Source organism: Roseinatronobacter sp. S2 (genome assembly GCF_029581395.1).
Classification (GTDB): domain Bacteria; phylum Pseudomonadota; class Alphaproteobacteria; order Rhodobacterales; family Rhodobacteraceae; genus Roseinatronobacter.
Map to the genome: position 1 here is coordinate 1,294,742 of NZ_CP121113.1, position 20,194 is coordinate 1,314,935.

A 20,194-nucleotide genomic window follows, 5' to 3' on the forward strand; every position below is an offset into this window, starting at 1 on the left:
TTGGGCAAGCTACTGAAATGAGCGTTGAAGGCAATCATATAAATATGACAGCATTATTGACATAATTTGCAAGAGGAATCGGAAAGTATTCGCCGAACTGCTAAAAAATTATTGATTTAGGTCAGTATGTATGACTTTTCTTTGAGCCAGACCTTGTCTAAGACACAGTTTCAGAATTCTGGAGGATCAGCCATGGCCAAGCAGCAAATGCTCCGTTTCGTGACAGTCGGACGGGAAACGCCCCCAAAGCGCCCAGCGGACTTGCGGACCGAAGACTTCGATGAAATCTACCGCGAATTTGCCGCCGAGAAGGCCGCAGAGCAATCTGGACGGTGCAGCCAATGTGGCGTGCCCTATTGCCAGACCCACTGCCCGTTGCACAACAACATCCCCGACTGGTTGATGCTGACCGCCCAAGGGCGTTTGCAGGAAGCCTATGAGGTGTCACAATCCACCAATACCTTCCCCGAAATCTGCGGCCGCATCTGCCCGCAGGACCGTTTGTGCGAAGGGAATTGTGTCATTGAACAATCCGGCCACGGGACTGTTACCATCGGCTCGATCGAGAAATACCTGACGGATCTTGCATGGCAGGAAGGCTGGGTGCGCCCTGTGGTTGCGGCGACAGACCGCGCTGAATCCGTTGGCATTATCGGTGCCGGTCCGGGTGGGTTGGCCGCCGCAGATGTGCTGCGCCGTGCAGGCGTGCAAGTCACGGTTTATGACCGCTATGACCGCGCGGGCGGGCTTATGACCTATGGCATTCCCGGCTTCAAGCTGGAAAAACCCGTTGTCATGCGCCGCATCGAGCAGCTGGAAGATGGCGGCGTTGAATTTGTCCTGAATTGCAATGTCGGCGAAGATATCAGCTTTGACGCCATTCGCGGTAAACATGATGCCGTGCTGATCGCAACAGGCGTCTACAAGGCGCGCGATCTGAACACGCCCAATGCGTCTGCAACAGGTGTGCTGAAGGCGCTGGATTATCTGACCGCGTCGAATCGTAAAAGTTTCGGCGATGATGTCGCGGAATTCGATTCGGGCGCACTTGATGCGCGTGGCAAGCGTGTTGTTGTCATCGGTGGCGGTGATACGGCCATGGATTGCGTGCGCACAGCCATCCGGCAGGGGGCAACTTCGGTCAAATGCCTGTATCGCCGTGACCGTGAAAACATGCCCGGCTCGCGCCGTGAAACCCAGAACGCCGAAGAAGAAGGTGTCGAATTTGTCTGGCTTGCCGCACCTGCGGGTTTTGTCACCGATGATGATGGCAGCGTGACAGGTGTTCGCGTCCAGAAAATGCGTCTGGGCCAGCCCGATGCATCCGGCCGCCGTTCCCCCGAAGTGATCGAAGGCGCGGATTACACCGAAACCGCAGATATGGCGATCATGGCACTGGGTTTTGAAGCAGAAGATCTGCCCACACTCTGGGGCGTGCCCGATTTGCCGGTGACCCGCTGGGGCACTGTCCGCGCGAAGTTCAACACGCATGAAACCGACATGCCCGGTGTCTGGGCGGTGGGCGATATCGTGCGCGGGGCCAGCCTTGTGGTCTGGGCCATCCGCGACGGGCGTGAAGCTGCGCAATCGATTCTGAATTATCTTTCGGCACCCGCACAGGTCGCTGCCGAATAATCGCATTCCGATCAAAGGAACCTGACATGACGCAATATGATGACGCATGGGCCGCCCGTGAAGAAGCCCGCCGTGCCTTTGTCGCTGAACATGGCCTGTATAAACCCGAAGATGAACATTCATCCTGCGGGGTGGGGCTGGTGGTGTCGCTGGACGGCAAACCATCGCGCAAGGTGGTTGAACACGGCATTGATGCACTGAAGGCAATCTGGCACCGCGGCGCGGTTGATGCAGACGGCAAGACAGGCGATGGCGCGGGCATTCATGTGCAGATCCCCGTCAACTTCTTCTATGACAAGATCCGCCGCACCGGCCATGAACCCATGACCGACCAGTTGGTGGCCGTGGGGCAGGTGTTCTTGCCACGCACGGATTTTGCAGCGCAGGAACGGTCCCGCACGATTGTCGAAACCGAAGTTCTGCGCATGGGCTATGCGATTTACGGCTGGCGTCATGTGCCGGTAACCGTCAGCGTGCTGGGCGACAAGGCCAATGCAACGCGTCCTGAAATCGAACAAATCCTGATCCGCAATTCCAAGGGCACGGATGAAGAAACATTCGAGCGCGAATTGTATGTCATCCGCCGCCGCATTGAAAAAGCGATCACCGCCGCAGGTATCGCGGGTTTCTACATTTGTTCGCTGTCGTGCCGGTCGATCATCTACAAGGGCATGATGCTGGCCGAACAGGTCGCGGAATTCTATCCCGATCTGAAGGACGAGCGCTTTGAATCGGCCTTCGCCATCTATCACCAGCGCTATTCGACCAACACTTTCCCGCAATGGTGGCTGGCGCAACCTTTCCGCATGTTGGCCCATAATGGCGAGATTAATACGCTGAAAGGCAACCTGAACTGGTTGAAAAGCCATGAAATCCGCATGGCGTCATCGGCATTCGGCGACATGGCCGAAGATATCAAACCGATCGTGGCGTCGGGCGCCTCAGATTCGGCGGCGCTGGATTCCGTGTTCGAAGTGCTGGTGCGCGCAGGCCGCAGTGCGCCCATGGCCAAGACAATGCTGGTGCCTGAAGCGTGGTCCAAACAGGCCGTGGAAATGCCCAAGGCGTGGCGTGACATGTATTCCTATTGTAATTCCGTGATGGAGCCATGGGACGGCCCCGCAGCCCTGGCCATGACTGACGGGCGCTGGGTTTGCGCCGGTCTGGACCGCAACGGCCTGCGCCCCATGCGCTATGTCGTGACAGGCGACGGGTTGCTGATTGCCGGGTCCGAGGCGGGCATGGTCGTCGTCGACGAACTTGGCGTGCGCGAAAAGGGCGCGCTGGGTCCGGGCCAGATGATCGCGGTCGATATGGTCCAAGGCAGGTTGTATCACGACACCGAAATCAAGAACAAACTGTCCACCGCGCAACCGTTCGGGGACTGGAACGACAAGATTGTCGATCTGAATGACAAGCTGCGCGATGTGCCGGAAACCCGCCAACTGGACAGCGCCGAATTGCGCAAACGTCAGGTGGCGGCAGGCTACAGCATTGAAGAGGTCGAGCAGGTTCTGGCACCCATGGCCGAAGACGGCAAGGAAATGATCGCCTCGATGGGGGATGATACGCCGTCGGCGGTGCTCAGCCAGATCTATCGCCCGCTGTCGCATTACTTCCGCCAGAATTTCAGCCAGGTGACGAATCCGGCCATCGACAGTTTGCGCGAATTCCGTGTGATGTCGTTGAAAACCCGCTTTGGCAACCTGCGCAATGTGCTGGACGAAGACAGCAGCCAGACCGAAATTCTGGTTCTTGAAAGCCCCTTTGTCGCGAATGGCGAATTCGACGAGATGGTGCGCGAATTCGGGGATCAGGTCGCGTTCATTGACTGCACATTCCCGATTGGTGCGCGCGACGATGCGCTGCGCGACGGTCTGGCGCGTATCCGCGCCGAGGCCGAAGATGCCGTGCGCTCCGGTGCGGGCCATCTGGTTCTGACGGATGAGCATCAGGGGCCGGACAAGGTTGCCATGCCCATGATTCTTGCGACCAGCGCAGTGCATGGCTGGTTGACACGCAAAGGGCTGCGCACTTTCTGTTCGCTGAATGTGCGGTCGGCGGAATGTATTGATCCGCATTATTTTGCGGTGCTGATTGGCTGCGGGGCGACCACCGTCAACGCCTATCTGGCGCAGGAAACGATTGCCGACCGCATTGATCGCGGGCTGGTGGAAGGGTCGCTTGTCGATGCAATGCGCCGTTACCGTGCCGCGATTGATGCGGGCTTGCTGAAAATCATGTCCAAGATGGGCATTTCGGTAATCTCATCCTATCGCGGTGGCCTGAATTTCGAAGCTGTCGGCCTGTCGCGCGCGTTGTGTGCGGAATATTTCCCCGGAATGCAAAGCCGCATTTCCGGCATTGGTCTGAACGGCATCCAGATGAAACTGGAAGAAGTGCACGCCAAGGGCTGGCGCGGCGGGCAGGATGTTCTGCCCATTGGCGGGTTCTACAAGGCGCGGCGCTCGGGCGAAAAACACGCATGGGAAGCGCAGACCATGCATCTGCTGCAACATGCCTGCAACCAGTCCAGCTATGCATTGTGGAAGCAATACAGCGCCGCGATGCAGGCCAACCCGCCCATTCACCTGCGCGATTTGCTGGACATCAAACCGTTGGGCAAGGCGATTGCGATTGAAGAAGTGGAAAGCATCACGGCAATCCGCAAACGCTTTGTCACCCCCGGCATGTCCCTTGGGGCGCTTAGCCCCGAAGCGCATATGACGCTGAACATTGCCATGAACCGCATTGGCGCGAAATCGGACTCGGGCGAGGGCGGCGAAGATCCCGCACACGCCCACCCGCTGCCCAATGGCGACAACCCCTGCGCGAAGATCAAGCAGGTGGCATCGGGCCGGTTCGGTGTGACCGCTGAATACCTGAATGCCTGCGAAGAACTGGAAATCAAGGTGGCACAGGGGGCGAAACCGGGCGAGGGCGGCCAGCTTCCGGGCATGAAGGTGACCAAGCTGATTGCCCGCCTGCGCCATTCGACGCCGGGTGTGACACTGATTTCACCGCCCCCCCACCATGACATCTATTCGATCGAGGATCTGGCGCAGCTGATCTATGACCTGAAACAGATCAACCCGCGTGTGAAGGTCACTGTGAAACTGGTGGCATCATCGGGCGTGGGCACAATCGCGGCCGGTGTGGCCAAGGCCAAGGCCGATGTCATTCTGATTTCCGGCCATAATGGCGGCACGGGGGCCAGCCCTGCCACGTCCATCAAATATGCGGGCCTGCCATGGGAAATGGGCCTGACGGAAGCGCATCAGGTGCTTGCCATGAACAAGCTGCGCGAACGGGTGACATTGCGCACCGATGGCGGGCTGCGCACAGGGCGCGATATTGTCATGGCCGCCATGATGGGGGCCGAAGAATATGGCATTGGCACCGCTGCACTTATTGCCATGGGCTGCATCATGGTGCGTCAGTGCCAGTCGAACACCTGTCCTGTGGGGGTTTGCACGCAGAACGAAGACCTGCGCGCCAAATTCACCGGCAATGCCGACAAGGTGGTGAACCTGATCACGTTCTATGCGCAGGAAGTGCGTGAAATTCTGGCCAGCATTGGCGCGCGGTCGATGGATGAAGTGATTGGCCGTGCCGATCTGTTGGCGCAGGTCAGCCGTGGTGCGGCGCATCTGGATGATCTGGACCTGAACCCGCTGTTGCTGACCGTCGACGGGTCCGAGCATATCCGCTATGACCGCGACAAGCCGCGCAACGCAGTGCCCGACACGCTGGATGCCGAAATCATCCGCGATGCCGCGCGCTTCTTTGAAGATGGTGAAAAGATGCAACTGTCCTATGCTGTGGAAAACACCCACCGCACGGTCGGCACGCGTGCATCCAGTCATATCGTCAAGCGGTTTGGCATGCGCAACAACCTGCAACCCGACCACCTGACTGTTAAACTGGCAGGCAGCGCGGGCCAGTCGCTGGGGGCATTTGCCGCGCCGGGCCTGAAGATCGAAGTGTTCGGTGATGCCAATGACTATGTCGGCAAGGGCCTGTCAGGCGGTATGATCGTGGTGCGCCCGCGCATGTCATCGCCCCTGATTGCGCATGACAACACGATCATCGGGAACACGGTGCTTTATGGTGCAACTGATGGCCATTTGTTTGCCGCAGGCCGCGCGGGCGAACGTTTTGCCGTGCGCAATTCCGGTGCAAAAGTCGTGATCGAAGGCTGCGGATCGAACGGGTGCGAATATATGACTGGCGGCGTGGCTGTCATCCTTGGCAGTATCGGCGCGAATTTCGGCGCAGGCATGACGGGCGGCATGGCGTATCTGTATGACCCCGAAGGGCAGGCGGCAGACCTGATCAACATGGAATCACTGGTGACCTGCGCGGTCACGGTGGATCATTGGGAAGATCAGCTGAAAGGTCTGATTGAAATGCATGCCAAGGAAACGGAATCGCAGCGCGCGCTGGAAATCCTGCGCAACTGGGACCGTGAGCGCGCGCATTTCGTGCAGATTTGCCCCAAGGAAATGTTGGTGCATCTGCCGCAACCGCTAAGCTATGAAGCGGACGCGGTTCCGGCGGAATAGGTCAGCCTTGATGGTTCAAGATCCGGCGGCGCAGGGGAAACCTTGCGCCGCTATGTTTTGGCGGATGGCCTTTTGCTGCCGTTGGGAAAGCCCCAAGGTGCGGAATCAAGGCCGCAGGCCGCCGCGCCATAGGTCTGGCCGTCCCGCGGCCTGCCGATTTGGCTGGCGTCAGCGCAGTCCTTGGATGTCAGAGTATGCCGCTTGGATAAAGTGAACTTCACTGGCGTCGGATCGGCAGACCCCGGCCCACCGCTGGCGCGGGCTTTGTCCATGGCATTAACGGCAGCAAAAGGCCATTCGCCAAGCAAATGCCGCGTGCTCAGGTCAGCTTGCGGAACAAGACTTTGCCCATGATGCGCGTCATTGTCTGCGGGAACGCCCGCCCCGCCGCCGCCGCCATGCGCGCGCCAGCCCCCGGCACCAGCAAAAAACGCCTGTCAGGCTGCGCGAGGATCATACGCGCCACTTTTGCGGGGGCTATACGCCTGTCGGCGCGCGCGCCTTCGGGGGCGTGGCGCGTGGCGTGGGGGGTGTCCATCGGGCCGGGGCACACCAGTTGCACGCTGATATTGCCGGCCTTGCGCAAGGGTTTACGCAGCGACCGCGCAAGGCAGGCCAACCCGTCCTTGCTGGCAGCATAACTTGCCGCCCCCGGATAGCCCGTGAACACCGATAACGACGAGATGAAAACCACCCGCCCCCCTGATGCCAGAAGGTTTTTGTGCAGCAGTATATGTAGAAGCCGCATCGGCCCCAGCAGATTGACGCGCGCAACTGCCAGATGCGCGGCAACCGGCACCTGCTCATACCGGCCTGTTGCATTGATCCCTGCGTTCAGGATCACCAGATCAAATAGCCCCTTGGCCGCCAATGTGTCCGATAACGCGGTCCAGCTGTCATTGGCGGGGTCGCCCATGTCATGGGTAATCCAGTCGCTGGCCCCGTCAGCGGGGGGCGCGATATCCAGCACACAGACCGACATGCCAGCTTGGGCGCGGCATTGCGCCGCCAAAGCCTGTCCAAGGCCACTGCCTCCCCCCGTGATCAACACACGCGTCATCACGCGGCCCCCTTACGCCGCCAGCGCGCCGGGCTGAACAGCACGCGGCCATAGGAAATAACCTGACGGTCAGGCCCCTTGGTGGCAAGCGCTGCATCCAGCACGGCCTGCGCCATCGGGCGCGGCGCCAGAAAAAGCTTGTCGGCCGCATTGGGCCTGCGTCCCGCGCGTTCGGCCATGCCTGTTGCCGTGGGGCCGGGGTGCAGCACACGCACACAAGTGCGCCCGCGCCATTCTTCCGCCAGTGCGCGGCCAAACCCGTCCAGTGCGGCCTTGCTGGCGGCATAAACCGGCATTCCCGCCGCCCCCTTATGCGCCACCGAACCGATCAGCGCCAAATGGCCGCCCCCCAGCGTGGGATACAGCCTGTGGGCCAGTATCATGTTGGCTTCCAGATTCACCGACAAAACCCGCGTGATCGCGTCAGGCGTTTCCATCATCAGCGGGCGGAAATGGCCGTCGGCTGCATTCAGAATCGCACAGTCAATCTGCCCGCCAGAATGCCGAAGCGCCCAGTCGGCGGCCATATGCGCGCCATCCTCTGACGCCAGATCGCAGGAAAGATAGGGAATATCGGGAAAATCAACGGGCAGATCCTGCGCGCCCCTGCGGCCCGTGCAGATCACGCGATGGCCGTTCCGGCGCGCCGCACGCACCAGTTCCAGCCCCAGCCCAGACGCACCGCCTGTCACGAATATCAGTTTGGCTTTCAAGGAACCCTGCCTTTGTCCCGCGCGTGATTGTCAGGGGCAAACCCTAACGCACCAAGGCCGAAAGGAAAGGGCGCTTATGCGCAAGTTATCCGCCGCCCACCGCGATCATCGCGGTATTGTGAGCGCGGTCGTGACACTTATGGCCTGCGTTTTGCGTAACTATCATCAACAGGCCCCAACAAGGAGGAACCCATGACCCTGTCCCGCAGACTTTTCCTTACCGGCGCAACCGCAGGTGTCGCATTTGTTGGCACGCAGACATCGCCCGTGCAGGCCGGGCCGGTCACATTCGATGCATCATGGGATCATCTGACCTTCAGGCGGCTTAGCCCGAACCGGTTTGAACTAAGCCCGAACCGCCTGACCGTCATATCAGACGGCGCATCATCCATTCTATACCGTATCCTGCCAGATGATTTACGTGGCCGGACAACTGCACGCTGGACATGGCAGGTCGAATCCTCGGCCCCGGCATCTGATTTGTCGCAAATCGGCAATGATGATCGCAATCTGGGCGTGTTCTTCGTCAGCATGCCCGCCGACCAGGCCGCCCGCGTGCGCGAAGGGACCAGCATTTCGCGGCTGTTGCGCAACCGTGCGGTGAATGTGCTGATGTATACTTGGGGGGGCAATCAGGCACCGGGCACAGTGGTGCCAAGCCCGCATGCGCCAGACCGGCTGCGCAATCTGATCACGCGCAGGCCCGAAACGGGCCAGTTTTCCGAGAATGTCGATCTTGCGCGTGATTTTCCCCGCGTTTTCAACCAGCCACTGGAACAGCTTGTGGCAGTTGCCGTGTCTTCCAACAGTGAAAACACACCGGCCCGCGTGGTGGCGCATGTCAGTGATTTCACCTTGGGCTGACATGCGCGCACGCAGGTTATGGCCTTGCCCCAGGGGGCGCATTTCTGCGGCAGTGTCGGGGGCGTGTTGAAGATATGCCGCGCAGGTAAAATAGTGCTCGCATCCGCTTTTTGCTTTTGCTAAGTAGCGCGCAAAGCGGGTGTGGCGAAATTGGCAGACGCACCAGATTTAGGTTCTGGCGCCGCAAGGCGTGGGGGTTCAAGTCCCTCCACCCGCACCAGATTTTCGGTTGATGCCCTTTCAGGGCCGCTGCCCCATAAAGGCCAGCCCCACGCCCCCGAGCGCCGCAATGATGACCACGGCCCAAGGCGGGGCTTTCCACACCATCAGCGCCACAAAACACACCAGCGCCAGCGTGAAATCGCGCAGATCGCCAATCGCACTGGTAAAGACGGGCGAATAAAGTGCCGCCCCCAGAATACCCACCACCGCCGCATTCGCGCCTTGCATCAGGGATTGCGCGCGTGCCATCGTGCGAAACCGGTCCCAGAAGGGCAGCACACCAACCAGCAGCAAGAACCCCGGCGCAAACACCGCAGCAAGGGCCAGTGCAGCCCCCGCTATGCCGTTCGGTTCTGGCCCCAGCACCGCACCCAGATAGGCTGCGAAGGTAAATAACGGCCCCGGCACAGCCTGTGCCGCGCCATAACCTGCCAGAAATTCATCCGGCGACACCCAGCCGGGGGCGACAATTTCGGCCTGCAACAGCGGCAGCACCACATGCCCGCCCCCAAAGACCAGCGCGCCCGCGCGGTAGAAACTGTCGATGACAGCAAAAGCCTGCCCTTGGCCTGCAAGCATCGGCAGCACAACCAGCAGCGCAAGAAACACCACCAGCGCCGACAGCGCCACCTTTCGCGATACCGGCATCTGCACATTGCCGCTGGCGGGCATTCCTGCCCCGCGGCCCAGCACCAGCCCCGCCATGGCACCAAGAAAGATTGCACCCACCATCCCAAACGGCCCCGGCACAAACGCCAGAACCGCCACAGCGGCCACGGCAATGGTTGCGCGTTCGCGGTCGGGGCACAAATTGCGCGCCATCCCCCAGACGGCTTGCGCGATGATGGCCACCGCAACAATCTTCAGCCCGTTCAGTGCGCCTGTTCCGACCGGCCCCGCAATACTGGCCGCACCCATCGCAAAGACCAGCAGCACCAGCGCGGACGGCAGCGTGAACGCCACAAACGCCGCCAGCGCCCCCAGCCAGCCTGCGCGCATCATCCCCAGCGCAAATCCCACCTGGCTGGACGCGGGGCCGGGCAGGAACTGGCACAGCGCCACCAGATCGCCGTAGGCGCGGTCATCCAGCCAGCGCCGCCGCGTGACCAGTTCATCACGAAAATAACCCAGATGCGCGATTGGCCCGCCAAAACTGGTCAACCCCAGCTTCAGAAACGCCAGAAATACCTCGGCCGCGTGGCCCGTTGTCGGGTGTTCTGCGCCTTCAGTGGTTTTGGACATGGGCTGCCTGTCATTTGCTGCTTGGGGTCACTTGCGGCTTGGGGACTGGGCCCTTTGCGTCCCTTACGACACCATTTATGTAAACCTAGTGTGTCAGTCAGGGGAACGGGAAATCAAGCCCGCAAATCTGCGTTGCGTCAGGCCGCAGCCTGAAACAACCCTTCGCGCTGCAAATGATCAAGGGTCTGGTCCAGCGTCTTGCGGGCACGAATGACCAATTCGTCAATATCCGCAGGGGTAATAACAAGGGGCGGCGCAATGATCATCCGGTCGCCAACATGGCGCATGACCAGATTGTTGCCAAAGGAATATTCGCGGCAGATATAGCCCACTGTGCCCGCATCTGACGCAAAGCGCGCGCGGCTGGCCTTGTCCGGCGTCAGCGCAAGGCTGGCCATCATGCCACGCGACACGGCCTCGCCCACCAGCGGGTGATCGGCCAGACTGCCCCAGGCCTGCGCCAGATGGGGGGCCGTGTGGGTGCGCACACGTTCAATGATGCCTTCTTCATGCAGGATGCGCAGGTTTTCCAGCGCAACGGCAGCAGCTACCGGATGGCCGGAATAGGTATAGCCGTGGTTGAATTCATCCTGCCCGATGGTCTGCGCCACCTCGTCGCAGACGATAGATCCGCCAATCGGCTGGTAGCCTGAACTTAGCCCCTTGGCGATGGTCATGATATGGGGCTGAATGCCGTAGCTTTGCGACCCGAACCAGTGCCCCGTGCGCCCGAAACCGGTGATGACCTCATCGGCGATCAGCAAAATGCCGTATTTCTTGACGATGCGGCTGATCTCCGGCCAGTAGCTTTCAGGTGGTATGATAACCCCGCCCGCACCCTGCACGGGTTCGGCAATAAAGGCCGCGACAGTGTCGGCCCCCAGTTCAAGAATCGTCTCTTCCAGCTGGCGTGCGCGGGCAAGGCCGAAATCATGGGGCGTCATATCGCCCCCTTCGCCATACCAATAGGGCTGGTCAATATGCACAATGCCCGGAATCGGCAGGCCGCCTTGCGCATGCATGGCCGCCATCCCCCCAAGACTGCCGCCCCCCATGGTGGACCCGTGATAGCCGTTGCGCCGCGCAATGATGGTGCGACGCTCCCGCTGGCCCTTCAGCGCCCAGTATTGGCGCACCATACGAATATTTGTGTCATTGGCTTCAGACCCCGAACCGGCAAAGAACACATGGTTCAGATCGCCCGGTGCCAGTTCTGCCAGTTTCGCCGCCAGTTGCAGGGCGGGGACATGGGTGGTCTGGAAAAACGTGTTATAATACGGCAATTCGCGCATCTGGCGGGCGGCGGCATCCGCCAGTTCATGCCGCCCGTAGCCTATATTGACGCACCACAACCCTGCCATACCGTCAATCAGCTCCACACCGTCACTGTCGGTCAGCCGCACGCCTTCGGCACGGGTGATGACGCGCGCGCCTTTTTGGCCAAGGGCCGTATTGGCGGTGAACGGATGCATGTGATGGGCGGCATCCAATGCCTGCAATTCAGCCGTTGGCGGGGTGTTGCGCAATGTCATGTCCGTGCTCCAGAATTCGGGATTTCGGGTAAGGATACGCGGGTTGCGGGTGCCGTCAAGGTAATTTGATCAAATTATGCGTGGCGACCCAAAGGGACTATCCCAGCAACCCCGCATGCAACCCTGCACGAATATTGGCAACACCTTGGGCAATATCATCGCGTATGGCCGCTTTCAGCGCGGGTATGTCCGCGGTTTCCAGCGCGGCAATGGCGTGTTTGTGGTGGTCGGGCATATGCAGCATTTCCCCATCTGCGCCGCGTGCCCCCGTGCCGTCCGGCACCTGGCAGACCACGCGCAGGGACGGGCCGAACCGCAACCACAGGGACGCCGCCAGCGCGTGCAGCACATCTGACCCCGCACAGGAATACAGCGCGAAATGGAATTCGTGATTCGTGCGCAGATAGGCGGGAATGTTCCCTGTTGAAATTGCGTAATCCAGACGGGCATCTATCGCACGCAATGTCGCGATCATGGCGGCATCGCACTGGCCTGCCGCCTGTTCTGCCAGCCGTGTTTCAACCGCGTCGCGCGCATATCCCAGATCGGCCAGCGCGGCGTCGGTCAGTCGGGGCACGCATACGCGCCGGTTGCCCTGCATTTGCAGCGCGCCTTCCGCAATAAGGCGACGAATCGCCTCGCGTATGGGCGTCATGCCAAGGCCAAGGCGTGCGACAAGCCCCTCGATTGTGACCGCGTCGCCGGGTGCCAGTTCCCCGAACAACACCATATCCCGAAGTGCGATATAGGCAATCTGATGGGCGGGCAGGCGTTCGGTCATGGGGCGGTCTTTCATAGGCGCGGGCAATTGTGCCACGATATACTTCATCTTGCCCAAAATACTCAAATAAACGCCGGGCGTCAGCCCGGCGTTTCATTCTTGACGGATTTACCGGAACGCCTAGAAAAATGCCTGAAGTCCGGTTTGCGCCCGCCCCAATATCAGCGCGTGCACATCATGGGTGCCTTCATAGGTGTTTACGGTTTCCAGATTCACCATATGCCGGATGACCTGATATTCTTCTGATATACCGTTGCCGCCATGCATGTCGCGGGCCATGCGGGCGATATTCAGCGCCTTGCCGCAATTGTTGCGCTTGATCAGCGAAATCATTTCCGGCGCGGCCTGTGCGTCATCCATCAACCGCCCGACCTGAAGGGCCGCTTGCAGGCCAAGGGTGATTTCAGTCTGCATATCGGCCAGTTTTTTCTGGAAAAGCTGCGTCTGCGCCAGTGGTTTGTCGAATTGCTTGCGGTCCAGCCCGTATTGACGCGCGCCATGCCAGCAGAATTCGGCAGCCCCCATCACGCCCCATGCAATGCCATAGCGCGCACGGTTCAAACAGCCGAACGGCCCTTTCAACCCTTCGACATTGGGCAGCAGGGCATCCTCGCCTACATCGACCCCGTCCATGACGATTTCACCAGTGGTGGACGCGCGCAAGCTTAGTTTGCCGCCAATCTTGGGCGCACTTAGCCCTTTCATGCCCTTGTCCAGCACAAAGCCGCGAATGCGCCCGCCATGCGCGTCGGATTTTGCCCAGACAACAAACACATCGGCAAAGGGGCTGTTGGAAATCCAGGTCTTGGTTCCGGTCAGGCGGTAGCCGTCGGCGGTTTTCTCGGCGCGGGTTTTCATGCCTGCGGGGTCGGACCCTGCGTCCGGTTCGGTCAGGCCGAAACACCCGATCAACTGCCCCGAACACAGGCCGGGCAGGTATTTTTGCCGCTGCTCTTCCGACCCGTAGGCATAGATCGGATAGATCACCAGCGACGATTGCACCGACATCATGGACCGGTAGCCGGAATCCACGCGTTCAATCTCGCGCGCGATCAGGCCATAGGTGACATAGGACGCCCCAAGCCCGCCATAGGCTTCGGGCAAGGTGGCGCCCAACAGGCCCGCATCCCCCATCAGGCGAAACAGTTCGGGATCGCTGCGTTCCTCGCGGTAGGCATCGATCACGCGCGGCTGTAGCGTGGATTGCGCGAATTCATGCGCGGCATCGCGCAGCATGCGTTCATCCTCTGACAGCTGGCTTTCCAGACGCAGCGGGTCGTCCCAGACGAATTTGCCCAGATCAGGGGCGTCTTTTGCTTTCAATGCGGGGGGGGCCAGTGGCATGATCTGTATCCTGCTGATTATTCCAGTTAAGCATTGAATAAGGTATGAATGCGCAAACATAAATGAATTATGTTGCATATACTCATTCTGAAATGGAATGCTAAATGATCTCCAGACGGTTTCTTCCCTCGACACAATCCTTGCAGGCATTTGACGCGGTGGTGCGGCTGGGCAGTTTTACGGCTGCGGCGCAGGAACTGGCGCTGACGCAATCTGCGGTGTCGCGTCAGGTGGCCGCGCTGGAAACGCAGCTGGGGCAGGTGCTGTTGGTGCGCGGCAAACGGTCTGTAACGCCCACCGCGCAGGGGCGGGCCTATGCGACGGCCGCGCAATCTGCCTTGCAGCAGTTGCAACAAGCCGCGCTGGCCTTGCAGGGCGCGCAGGACAAAGGGCGTCTGACACTGGCCATCCTGCCCACCTTTGGCACGCGCTGGCTGATCCCGCGCATTCCGCGTTTCCTGCGTATGCATCCTGAAATCACGCTGCATTTCACCACACGCATCGGGCAATTCGATTTGCTGTCCGAAGGGGTGGATGCCGCCGTTCACGCGGGCCGGCCCGACTGGCCGCAGGCGCAGGCCTTGCAGTTGTTCGAAGACCGCGTGCAGCCTATGGCGGCCCCGTCACTGTCGGGCGCGCATGGGACGACATCCGCGCAGATTGCGCGCCTGCCACGGCTGGCGCTCGCCACACGCCCCGCAGAATGGGACGGCTGGATGGCCGCGCATGACCTGCCGCCCGCACCCGCGCCGGATATGGTGTTCGAACATCTTGCCACGCTGGCGCAGGCCTGTGTGGCGGGGCTTGGTGTGGCGTTGCTGCCGCCTTTTCTGTATCACAGTGAACTGGCCACAGGCGATCTGGTGGCGCTTGGGCCGGACTGGGGCAATGGGTCGGGATACTGGCTGATGACACCGGAACATGCGCCCGAAGGTGCGGCGGTGCGCGCCTTTCGCGACTGGCTGATGACAGAGATTACACGCGATGACGGCGTTTTTGCGTAACAGGCGGGCAGGGGGGCAGGGGCCACGCATAGCGCTTTGACGGTTGCGCCCTGCTTGACACGGCGGATAAGGTCGGACAAACGGCGCGGCCCATGCCCGTCCAGTTGTGCCGGATTAATGCCCATGACCAGCCCTTCGAATACCAAGGCCAAAATGCATGTCACGCTGGGGGGCGCGGCGATCAATCTGGTGCTGTCTGTCCTGAAGATCGCCGCAGGGCTTATGCTGGCCAGCCCCGCCCTGGTCGCGGACGGGTTTCATTCCCTTGGCGATATGGCGTCCGATATCATGGTGCTTTGGGCCTTGCGCCAGTCCGCCCGCGCGCCCGACGCGGACCACCCTTACGGCCATGGCCGCTTTGAAACGCTGGCAACGCTGGCGCTTGCCGCCATACTGGCCCTGACGGGGGTGGGGGTCATCTGGGACGCGTCCGCGCGGCTGTTGTCCAGTGGCGAACTGGCCCCGGGGGCGTTGGCGCTTGGCGTGGTGGCGGTGTCGATCATCGTCAAGGAAGCGCTGTATCACTATACCTTGCGGGTTGGTCGCGCCACCGGGTCGGCATTGCTGGAAGCCAACGCATGGCACCACCGCACGGATGCGCTGTCGTCCGTAGTGGCGCTGGTGGGGATCGGGGCGGCGCAATTGGGGTTTGGCTGGGGCGATCCGCTGGCGGCCATCGTGATTGCGCTGATGTTGCTGCATGCGGGCTGGGGCTTTGGCAAAACCGCCGCCGCGGAACTGGTGGACACGCAAGCCCCCGATGATCTGCGCACCGCACTTGAAGGGAACCTGACGGCCACCCCCGGTGTGCAGGGCCTGCGCGATTTGCGCATGCGCCAGCACGGCGCGCAGACGCTGGCCGATGTGTCCGTGATGGTGGACCCCCAGATCAGCGTGACCGAAGGGCACCGCATTGCCGAAGTGGCGCGTGCGCGTGCGCTGGATGAAATTGACGCGCTGTCCGATCTGATCATCCATGTGGAACCGGCGGGCCATTTCGAGGGGTTTGGCGCCGAAGCGGCCCCCCTGCGCGCCGAAGTCGAGGGCATGATCATGACCCTTGCGCAGGCCCATCCGATGGTGATTGCACTCGATTCGCTGCGCCTTGGCTATTTTGACGATGGTCTGCATGTGGAATTGCTGGCCGATCTGCGCCCCGAAGCAGATCCCCGCCAGACCGAAGCGCAACTGGCCGACACCCTGACCGAGGCACTGCCGGAAGTTGCCGTTCTGCGCCTGCACCGCATCAGCACCGGCTTGCGCGACTAGCCGCACCCTGCAATAACGGCGGTCATGGCAAAAGCGCTTCCCCAGTTCACCTGCACCGCCTGCGGCGCAACCCATCGCAAATGGGCCGGGCGTTGCGATGCCTGCGGCGGGTGGAATTGCATCATCGAAGAAGCCCCGCTTTCAGCAGGCCCCGGCCCGCGCACCACCAAGGGGCGCCAGATTGCGCTGTCAACGCTGGCGGATTCCGAAACCCCGCCGCCACGTCGCACATCCGGCATTGCCGAACTCGACCGCGTATTGGGGGGCGGGCTGGTTGCGGCCTCGGCCATTCTGGTGGGGGGCGATCCCGGTATCGGCAAATCGACGCTGTTGTTGCAGGCGGTTGCGGCATTCGCCAATTCCGGTCTGAACTGCATGTATATCTCGGGCGAGGAAGCGGCCGCGCAGGTGCGGCTGCGGGCCGCACGCCTTGGGCTGTCGCAGGCGCCCGTGCGACTGGGCGCGGAAACCAACCTGCGTGACATTCTGACAACCGTGGATGCAGAACGCCCCGACCTGATGGTGATCGATTCGATCCAGACCATGTGGCTGGACAGCGTGGACAGCGCGCCGGGGTCGGTGTCGCAGGTGCGCGCTGCCGCACACGAACTTGTCAGCTTTGCCAAGCGGCGCGGCGTGTCGGTCATTCTTGTCGGCCATGTCACCAAAGAAGGGCAGATTGCCGGTCCCCGTGTGGTGGAACACATGGTCGACACGGTGCTGTATTTCGAGGGCGAGCGCGGCCACCAGTTCCGCATTCTGCGCGCCGTCAAGAACCGCTTTGGCCCCGCCGATGAAATTGGCGTGTTTGAAATGACAGGCGCGGGCCTGGCCGAAGTGGCAAACCCGTCGGCGCTGTTTTTGTCCGAACGTGGCGCGCCTGCGCCGGGTTCTGTTGTTTTTGCGGGGATTGAAGGCACGCGCCCCATGCTGACGGAAATTCAGGCACTGGTCGCACCCTCGCCGCTGGGCACGCCGCGCCGCACTGTCGTGGGGCTGGATTCCGCGCGCCTGTCCACGATTCTGGCCGTGCTGGAAGCGCGCTGCGGTATTCCGTTTGCGGGCATGGATGTGTTTTTGAATGTCGCCGGTGGCATGCGCGTGCATGAACCCGCCGCTGATCTGGCGGTGGCCTGCGCGCTTTTATCGGCGCGCGAAGACATAGCACTGCCCGCAGATACAGTGGTTTTCGGCGAAATCAGCCTGTCGGGGGCCTTGCGCCCGGTCGCGCAGACCGAAAACAGGTTGAAAGAGGCGCAAAAACTTGGTTTCTGCACAGCAATCGCCCCGACACTTGCAAAACCGTTGGGGGTGGATGAAATGATATTGCGACAAATGCCTGATCTTGCCGAAGTGGTCGGACAGATATTTGGCGCAGGCTGAACAGAAACGTCAGGGCCGCCCATAGCGCCCACAGGGAGACTGTCATGGAAGGCTTTACAATCATCGACGGCGGTGTAGCGGTCGTCATTATTGTATCAGGCATATTGGCCTATTCGCGTGGTTTCATGCGCGAAGCGATGGCGATTCTGGGATGGGTCGCGGCGGCTGTGCTGGCCTATGTTCTGGCACCGGCAGTGCAGCCTTTGGTCCGTGAAATCCCGTTTGTTGGCGGGTTTCTGGGCGACAGCTGCGAATTGACGGTGATTGCCGCCTTTGCCGTGGTGTTTGCAATCGCGCTGTTGCTGGCCTCACTGTTTACGCCGCTGTTTTCGTCATTCGTGCGCAATTCCGCCCTTGGGGGGCTGGATCAGGCGCTGGGCTTTTTGTTCGGTGTGGCGCGGGGTGTGCTGTTGGTGGCCATCGCGCTTCTGGTGTTTGACCGCGCAGTTCCCGCAGGGTCTGTCGATATGGTCGAAAACTCGCGCTCTGCGGCGGTGTTCGGGCAGTTGTCGGGCAATCTGAATGATGCTGTGCCGCATGATGCGCCCAACTGGCTGGTTCAGAAGTACGAAGAACTGGTTGCTGTGTGCAACTAAAGCGGGCTTCGCGCACAACTTGGCGGGACTGGTGTTGCATCAAGGCGTGACACTCGCCCGCCGATGGGTTAGTGCATGCGCGACATAGCAGACAGGAGCTAATGCGCCCATGCTCAGCCACCCTTTCGATGATGACAAGCTACGCGAAGAATGCGGCGTATTTGGTTGCATCGGGCTGGAAGACGCCGCCAATTTCGTAGCCCTTGGCCTTCATGCCCTACAGCACAGGGGTCAGGAAGCCGGCGGAATCATCACCCATCACCCCGAATCAGGTTTTCATTCCGCCCACAGATTCGGCCTAGTGCGGGACAATTTCACCAAGGCTGGCGTGATCGAAGGATTGCCCGGATCAATCGGAATAGGCCATGTGCGCTATTCCACGGCGGGGTCCAAAGGGGCCACACAGATTCGTGACGTCCAGCCCTTCTTTGGCGAATTCGCCATGGGGGGGGCAGCGCTTGCGCATAACGGCAACATCACAAATGCCGAAAGCATCCGCCGCGAATTGATTGAACGCGGGTCTATCTTCCAGTCCAGTTCCGACAGCGAATGCCTGATTCACCTGATGGCGCGGTCGTTTCAGAAAACGATTCCCGAACGGATGAAGGATGCGCTTCGCCGCGCCGAAGGGGCCTTTTCCATCGTCGCCATGACGCGCACCAAGCTTATCGGTGTGCGTGACCCGCTGGGTGTGCGCCCGCTGGTTCTGGGGCGTCTGGCCAATGGCTGGGTGCTGGCATCGGAAACCTGTGCGCTGGACATTATCGGGGCCGAATTCGACCGCGAGATTGACCCCGGCGAAATGGTGGTCATCAGCGCCAAGGGTGTCGAAAGCATGCGGCCCTTTGCGATGAAAACGCCGCGTTTCTGCATCTTTGAACATGTCTATTTCTCGCGCCCTGACAGCTTTTTTGCAGGGCGGTCCGTCTATGAAACGCGCCGCCAGATTGGCGTTGAACTGGCCCGCGAAGCGCCTGTTGATGCCGATATGGTCTGCCCTGTGCCCGATAGCGGCACGCCCGCCGCGATTGGCTTCAGTCAGGAATCGGGCATTCCCTTCGCGCTGGGGATCACGCGTAACCAGTATATGGGGCGCACCTTTATCGAGCCGTCACAGCAGATCCGGTCCATGGGCGTGCGGCTGAAGCTGAATGTGAACCGCGCGCTTATACGCGGCAAGCGCATTATTCTGGTGGATGATTCGGTTGTGCGCGGCACGACCAGCCAGAAGATCAAGGAAATGATCATTGAAGCGGGCGCCGCCGAGGTGCATTTCCGCATCGCATCGCCGCCGACAGCATGGCCCTGCTTTTACGGGGTTGATACCCCTGATCGCGAAAATCTGCTGGCCGCACGGATGACCGAAGATGAAATGCGCGATCATATCGGGGTGGACAGCCTTAGGTTTGTGTCCCTTGACGGGCTTTACCGTGCCGCAGGCGAGGCGGCAGGGCGCAACAATGCCTGTCCGCAATACTGCGATGCCTGTTTTTCGGGGGAATACCCCGTTGCACCGCAGGACATGATCGAACGCGGTTTCATGCCCAAAGCGGCGGAATGACCAAGGCTGTCCAGTTCCGCCCGCATCATTTTCTGTGTGCGCTGGGCTTTCAGGGCAAAGGGTATTCGGGCAGCTTTACCCAGAACATGGCCGCGATTGTTGCAAGGTTGCGCGGCCCCGATGGTGGGGACACACTGATAAAGGTGACCACCCACGCCGACAGCATTTGCACGCCTTGCCCGCACCGGCGCGGGCAATCCTGCGTCAAGGCCGCCCAGATTGCCGCATTGGACGACCGGCACGCGCAGGCTTTGGGCCTGCACGCGGGCCAGCGCCTGACATGGTCTGACGCGCAATCGCGTATCCGCACGCATGTTCCGCCCGGTTCGCTAAGTGATTTATGCGCAGGGTGTCAGTGGCTGGAATTCGGATTATGCGAAGCGGCATTGTCCGAACTGCATCGGGGCTAGGGCCGCGCGCAGG

At 60.8% G+C, this 20,194-nt stretch carries 15 protein-coding genes and 1 tRNA gene; 10 read left to right on the plus strand and 6 right to left on the minus strand.

Annotated features, from left to right (window positions below):
* The first annotated feature begins 192 nt into the window (after positions 1-192).
* Positions 193-1,635, plus strand: a complete 1,443-nt coding sequence (locus tag P8S53_RS06065) for an NAD(P)-dependent oxidoreductase (protein WP_277806247.1) — start codon at positions 193-195, stop codon at positions 1,633-1,635.
* Between the two features lie 26 nt (positions 1,636-1,661).
* Positions 1,662-6,200: a glutamate synthase large subunit gene (gene gltB / locus P8S53_RS06070; RefSeq protein WP_277806248.1), complete on the plus strand. Its 4,539-nt coding sequence runs from the start codon at positions 1,662-1,664 to the stop codon at positions 6,198-6,200.
* A gap of 319 nt (positions 6,201-6,519) precedes the next feature.
* Here gltB and P8S53_RS06075 read toward each other — a convergent pair whose 3' ends face one another.
* Both P8S53_RS06075 and P8S53_RS06080 read right to left on the minus strand, forming a co-directional pair.
* Positions 6,520-7,260: an SDR family oxidoreductase gene (locus tag P8S53_RS06075; RefSeq protein ID WP_277806249.1), complete on the minus strand. Its 741-nt coding sequence runs from the start codon at positions 7,258-7,260 to the stop codon at positions 6,520-6,522.
* Positions 7,260-7,973: an SDR family oxidoreductase gene (locus P8S53_RS06080; RefSeq protein ID WP_277806250.1), complete on the minus strand. Its 714-nt coding sequence runs from the start codon at positions 7,971-7,973 to the stop codon at positions 7,260-7,262. The genes P8S53_RS06075 and P8S53_RS06080 overlap by 1 nt, the downstream gene beginning before the upstream one ends.
* A gap of 192 nt (positions 7,974-8,165) precedes the next feature.
* Here P8S53_RS06080 and P8S53_RS06085 point away from each other — a divergent pair, with 192 nt between their 5' ends.
* Positions 8,166-8,837, plus strand: a complete 672-nt coding sequence (locus P8S53_RS06085) for a DUF3047 domain-containing protein (RefSeq protein ID WP_277806251.1) — start codon at positions 8,166-8,168, stop codon at positions 8,835-8,837.
* 135 nt (positions 8,838-8,972) lie between these two features.
* Positions 8,973-9,057: transfer RNA gene (locus tag P8S53_RS06090), tRNA-Leu, on the plus strand.
* A 20-nt stretch (positions 9,058-9,077) separates the two neighbouring features.
* Here the strand turns inward: P8S53_RS06090 and chrA are convergent.
* The 4 genes from chrA to P8S53_RS06110 all read right to left on the minus strand — a co-directional run bounded on the left by chrA (position 9,078) and on the right by P8S53_RS06110 (position 13,958).
* On the minus strand, positions 9,078-10,301 hold the full coding sequence (gene chrA / locus P8S53_RS06095) for a chromate efflux transporter (RefSeq protein WP_277806252.1): 1,224 nt from the start codon (positions 10,299-10,301) through the stop codon (positions 9,078-9,080).
* 137 nt (positions 10,302-10,438) lie between these two features.
* Positions 10,439-11,833 carry an aspartate aminotransferase family protein gene (locus P8S53_RS06100; protein WP_277806253.1) on the minus strand — a complete coding sequence of 465 codons (1,395 nt, stop codon included), beginning with the start codon at positions 11,831-11,833 and terminating at the stop codon, positions 10,439-10,441.
* 97 nt (positions 11,834-11,930) lie between these two features.
* Positions 11,931-12,650 (minus strand): GntR family transcriptional regulator, encoded by a 720-nt coding sequence (locus tag P8S53_RS06105; RefSeq protein ID WP_277806254.1) that lies wholly within the window; start codon positions 12,648-12,650, stop codon positions 11,931-11,933.
* 84 nt (positions 12,651-12,734) lie between these two features.
* Positions 12,735-13,958, minus strand: a complete 1,224-nt coding sequence (locus P8S53_RS06110; RefSeq protein ID WP_306417834.1) for an acyl-CoA dehydrogenase — start codon at positions 13,956-13,958, stop codon at positions 12,735-12,737.
* 104 nt (positions 13,959-14,062) lie between these two features.
* On the opposite strand from P8S53_RS06110, the gene P8S53_RS06115 reads away from it, so the two are divergent.
* The 6 genes from P8S53_RS06115 (at position 14,063) to P8S53_RS06140 (ending at position 20,181) form a co-directional block, all read left to right on the plus strand.
* Positions 14,063-14,962 carry a LysR family transcriptional regulator gene (locus P8S53_RS06115; RefSeq protein ID WP_277806255.1) on the plus strand — a complete coding sequence of 300 codons (900 nt, stop codon included), beginning with the start codon at positions 14,063-14,065 and terminating at the stop codon, positions 14,960-14,962.
* 123 nt (positions 14,963-15,085) lie between these two features.
* Positions 15,086-16,231 carry a cation diffusion facilitator family transporter gene (locus P8S53_RS06120; protein WP_277806256.1) on the plus strand — a complete coding sequence of 382 codons (1,146 nt, stop codon included), beginning with the start codon at positions 15,086-15,088 and terminating at the stop codon, positions 16,229-16,231.
* Between the two features lie 24 nt (positions 16,232-16,255).
* Positions 16,256-17,614, plus strand: a complete 1,359-nt coding sequence (radA, locus tag P8S53_RS06125) for a DNA repair protein RadA (RefSeq protein WP_277806257.1) — start codon at positions 16,256-16,258, stop codon at positions 17,612-17,614.
* A gap of 44 nt (positions 17,615-17,658) precedes the next feature.
* A complete protein-coding gene (locus P8S53_RS06130; RefSeq protein WP_277806258.1) occupies positions 17,659-18,210 on the plus strand; it encodes a CvpA family protein in 552 nt (183 codons plus the stop codon).
* 109 nt (positions 18,211-18,319) lie between these two features.
* Positions 18,320-19,771 carry an amidophosphoribosyltransferase gene (gene purF / locus P8S53_RS06135; RefSeq protein ID WP_277806259.1) on the plus strand — a complete coding sequence of 484 codons (1,452 nt, stop codon included), beginning with the start codon at positions 18,320-18,322 and terminating at the stop codon, positions 19,769-19,771.
* Positions 19,768-20,181 (plus strand): DUF1284 domain-containing protein, encoded by a 414-nt coding sequence (locus tag P8S53_RS06140; protein WP_277806260.1) that lies wholly within the window; start codon positions 19,768-19,770, stop codon positions 20,179-20,181. The genes purF and P8S53_RS06140 overlap by 4 nt, the downstream gene beginning before the upstream one ends.
* The last annotated feature ends 13 nt before the right edge of the window (positions 20,182-20,194 follow it).